This window comes from Psychrobacter sp. 1Y4, assembly GCF_051847555.1.
On sequence record NZ_JBPYDE010000146.1, the window covers coordinates 1 to 1,064 of the forward strand.

A 1,064-nucleotide genomic window follows, 5' to 3' on the forward strand; every position below is an offset into this window, starting at 1 on the left:
TGATAGTACTATCACTAGCTGCGTAATAAATGGCATTTGACATCAGGTTGGCAAACAGCCGTTGCAATAAGCCTTCATCACCTAATACTCTTTCGAACTTACCTGATTTCTCAAAAGTTATCCCTCGATCTTCTGCAATCATTTCATAGTAATCAACGAGCTTTGTGATTAAGCTGTCTGTATCCACGTGACTGATTTGCGAGTCACTTAATCCTTTTTGGGTTTTTGCCAGTAGCAGCATATTGTTAATCATGGCGGATAACTGCTCTAACGTATCATGCTGATGATGTAGCTGCTCGATATATTCGTCGCCTTCTCTTGGCTTAGTTAACATGACCTGCGTTTGTGTACTCAGCGTCGCTATTGGCGTACGTAGCTCATGGGCAATATTGTCTGAAAACCGAGACAAAGACTCAAAGTTACTTTCAAGCTTGACCATCATTGAATTGTAAGATTCTGCTAGTGGCCTCAGTTCTAACGGCATATCGTCAACCGCAACTCTTTCGTCTAACCTTTGGAGGTTTATGCCTTTCATTTTTTGTACGATAGTGGACAAAGGCGCAAACCCCCAATACACACTTAATGCCGCTACTGAAACCAACAACAAGGTGATGGCTGTGAGTATCAAGCTCAGCTGGCGATTAAACTGGATAAGATATTGATGATGCACATTGGTAGGTAGGGCGATAAACGCCAAAATCTCTTGATTTGGAATAATAATGGCTCGGTAATGCCTATTGTTTATCTTGATCATAAACTGCTGATCGTGATGTTCCTGCCATAGTGATAACAAGCTAAAATCGGCTGGCAAACTATGAATGAAATTACTGGGGTCACTGGATAATAACTTACCTTTTTTATCTGCTACTAAGGTTTTTAAATCATAATCCAGCCAAGAGGAATGCAAGTGATTGTCATCAATGAGTGATTGGGACTTTGACACTGTGAATGGTTCTATGGGCTCGTTAACACTAACCATGCGTTTACGCAGATTAAAAGCTGCATGGGTGATAATCTCTGAGTCCATTTGCTCAAAGTGTCCACTCACAGAGCGCTGCACCCAC

Annotated in this window: 1 protein-coding gene; it reads right to left on the reverse strand. The window is 41.5% G+C overall.

Annotated elements, in window-relative coordinates; all coding sequences use genetic code 11:
- Window positions 1-1,064: histidine kinase dimerization/phospho-acceptor domain-containing protein (locus ACS8FC_RS14865; RefSeq protein ID WP_439297339.1), on the reverse strand; the 1,064-nt coding region annotated here is incomplete at both ends.